Below are 2955 nucleotides of genomic sequence, written 5' to 3'. Positions count from 1 at the left end.
CTGGGGGCAGCCGCGGCGGGCGCGGGCGCCGGTGCGGCGGCCGGGCGGGAGCCTCCGCCTCCGCCATTCTCCAGCTGCTGCAGCCGGTAATCCATGTCGCCCTGCAGCTTCTCGACCTGCTGCTGCAGCGTGCGGTTGCGGTACTCGGCCTCGTCGGCACGGCCACGCAGGCGGCGCACTTCCTCATCGAGCTGGTTCACGCGGTCGAGCAACTGGCCCGTCAACTCCGAGGCCCCGCCGGCAGGCGCGCGGCCGGAGGGCACCGGCGCCGGCACATAGCCGCCGCCCCCGCCGCTGCGCCGCAGCTGCTCGACCTCGTTGCGGAGCTGCAGGATCTGGTTCTGCAGCGCGATGCCTTCGCGGCTGTCCATCTGCGCCACGGCCGGGGCGGCCATCAGCAGCGGCAGCAACGGCGCGGCGAGAAGAAGCGTGCGGAGCATGGTTCCATCCTTGGCAAGCGGCAGCACACAAATGCGAAGCGGCGGCCCCGTGCACGGAAGCCGCCGCTTCTTTCTCAGCCCATGCCGCCCCGCGTCAACACGCGGGGCGAAACAGGATCAGCGCACCACCGTGACGGCGCGGCGGTTCTGCGCCCAGGCTTCCTCGTTGGAGCCGAGGGCGGCCGGGCGGTCCTTGCCGTAGGAGATGGTGGAGATGCGGCTGCCGGAAACGCCCTGGGAGACCAGGATGTCGCGGGCGGCGTTGGCGCGGCGCTGGCCGAGGGCCAGGTTGTACTCGCGGGTGCCGCGCTCGTCGGCATGGCCTTCCATCGCGACCGTCACCTGCGGGTACTGCGCCAGCCAGGCGGCCTGACGCTCCAGCACCGGGCGCTGGTCGGCGCCGACGGAGGAGCTGTCCAGGGCGAAGAAGACGCGGTCGCCGACATTGGCCACCAGGTCTTCCTGGCTGCCGGGGCGCACGCTGCCGGCCAGGCCGGAACCCGCACCCAGGCCGCCCGCGGCGCCCGCGCCGGTCGCGGCACCCGAGGTGTCCTCGCTGGCGCAGGCGGTCAGCATGGCGGCGGCGGCCAGCGCGCTCAGAAGCTTGATGTTCATCGTTTCGATTCCTCTATGGCAGATCGAATTGGCGGCGCGGGTACCCTGAGATTGAGGCGGGTTCAAGGCACCTAATCGTCAAGGTTGCGACGGGTTGCACTTCTTTATCTTTTTAGGCGTCAACACCACCGTTCCGAAGGCTCAGGAGGAGAGCAGCGGCGACCAGTTGGGGTCGCTCGCATCGGTGGGCGTCACCACCTGCCGCTCGTTGAAGCCGGCGATATCGATCATCGACAGGCGGGAGGAATAGCCGCCGCCGCGCGAGTCCCGCGCCTGGCTTTCACGGTAGAAGGTCAGCACGCGGCCATTCGGCGCGAAGCTCGGCCCTTCCATGCTCCAGCCCTCGGAGAGGATGCGCTCGCCCGAGCCATCAGGGCGCATCACGCCGATGGCGAAGCGGCCGCCGCCCATGCGGGTGAAGGCGATCAGGTCGCCGCGCGGGGACCAGACCGGAGTCGCGTAGCGGCCATTGCCGAAGGAGATGCGCCGCGCGCCGCCCCCATTCGCGTCCATGACATAGAGCTGCTGGTCGCCGCCCCGGTCGGAGTTGAAGACGATCTGCGAGCCGTCCGGCGAATAGCACGGCGAGACATCCAGCCCGCCGCCGGAGGTGAGCTGCCGCTCCCGCCGCGAGGCCAGGTCCACCACATAGATATTGGCGTCGCCGCCCCGCGCGGAGGAGAGCACCACGCTACGGCCATCCGGCGAGAAGCGCGGGGAGAGCGTCATGCCCTGGAAGTTGCCCAGCGCTTCCTGCCGGCCGCTGTCCAGGTTGAACAGGAAGACACGCGGGTTGTTGTCCGCGTAGGACATGAAGGCGATCTGCCGCGCATTCGGATGGAAGCGCGGGGACAGCGCCTGCACACGGCCATCGGTCAGGAAGCGGTGGTTCTCGCCATCCTGGTCCATGATGGCGAGGCGGCGGGTCCGGCGGTCGCGCGGGCCAGACTCGGCGACATAGACGATTCGGGTGTCGAAATAGCCCTTCTCGCCCAGCATCCGCTCATAGATCACGTCGGAGATCACATGCGCGATCTGCCGCCAGTTGGCGGCGGCGGCGGTATAGGCGGTGCCCTGGAGCTGCTGCTCCGAATTCACTTCCCACAGCCGGAACTCGATGCGCGCGCGGTCACCCTGCTGCTCGGCGCGGCCGGTGACCAGCGCCTGCGCGCCCACCACGCGCCAGTCCTGGAAGCGCGGCGCGCCGGAGGCGGCCTCAGCGGACTGGATATAGGCGGCGTTGTTCACCACGCGGAACAGGCCGGAGTTACGCAGGTTGTTGGCGATGACCTGGGTGATGTTCTGCCCCAGCGGCCCACCGGCCAGGTTGGGCAGCGCGATCGGAATCGGGTCGGTGCGGGCGCGGTTGATGTCGATCACCTGCCCGGTCGGCTGGGCGGGCGCCGCACCCTGGGCACGCGCGATGGCAGGCGCAGCCAGCAGGCCAGCGCCGCCCAGCAGGGCAAGGCGGCGGGAGAAGAGCTGATTGGTCATCGGACAAGCCCCTTCGGATTGAAGCGGAAGGTCGAGTTGTTGATCGCTTGGATCTTCTCTCGGGGGATAGGCAGCGGGCTGCATTTCGGATCCAGCAGGGCACGACGCGCGCTCTCGAACACCGCGCGCGCGCGGGGGTCCGAGGGAACGCCGCTGGGCGCCCTGACGTTGCGGATCGTTCCGCTTGGGTCCATGTCGACCTGCAGCAGCACCACGATCTGGTCCAGGCCCATCATCCCGGCATCCACCGACCAGCACTCGCTGATGCGGTCGGCGACGCCGCGAATCTCACCCTGGCTCAGCATCGCATTGCCGTTCGGCGCACCGCCACCGGCGGCCGGACGCCCGGCGGGCGAGCTGGCGCGGGCGCGCGGCGCTTCCTGCTGCGCCTGGGCGGCGCGCAGGC

Annotated in this window: 4 protein-coding genes; all 4 read right to left on the bottom strand. The window is 70.0% G+C overall.

What is annotated here, in order from left to right; genetic code table 11:
- On the bottom strand, nucleotides 1–440 hold a 440-nt coding region (locus IBL25_RS25485; protein ID WP_275296070.1), incomplete at its 3' end, for a YbgF trimerization domain-containing protein.
- A gap of 117 nt (nucleotides 441–557) precedes the next feature.
- On the bottom strand, nucleotides 558–1055 hold the full coding sequence (pal, locus tag IBL25_RS25480) for a peptidoglycan-associated lipoprotein Pal (protein WP_187781246.1): 498 nt from the start codon (nucleotides 1053–1055) through the stop codon (nucleotides 558–560).
- Between the two features lie 141 nt (nucleotides 1056–1196).
- Nucleotides 1197–2549 (bottom strand): Tol-Pal system beta propeller repeat protein TolB, encoded by a 1353-nt coding sequence (tolB, locus tag IBL25_RS25475; RefSeq protein ID WP_187781245.1) that lies wholly within the window; start codon nucleotides 2547–2549, stop codon nucleotides 1197–1199.
- Nucleotides 2546–2955 (bottom strand): cell envelope integrity protein TolA (locus tag IBL25_RS25470; RefSeq protein WP_187781244.1); only part of this gene is annotated, 410 nt, incomplete at its 5' end. The genes tolB and IBL25_RS25470, both read right to left, overlap by 4 nt.

The sequence above is a fragment of the Pseudoroseomonas ludipueritiae genome, from assembly GCF_014490445.1.
Lineage (GTDB): Bacteria > Pseudomonadota > Alphaproteobacteria > Acetobacterales > Acetobacteraceae > Pseudoroseomonas > Pseudoroseomonas ludipueritiae.
The sequence above is the reverse complement of the archived record's forward strand: the minus strand, read 5'-3'. Positions and strand labels throughout refer to the sequence as shown.

Bases quoted from the DNA above. Each gene is read 5' to 3' on its own strand.
- pal (WP_187781246.1), bottom strand. From the start codon at position 1,055: ATGAACATCAAGCTTCTGAGCGCGCTGGCCGCCGCCGCCATGCTGACC.
- tolB (WP_187781245.1), bottom strand. From the start codon at position 2,549: ATGACCAATCAGCTCTTCTCCCGCCGCCTTGCCCTGCTGGGCGGCGCT.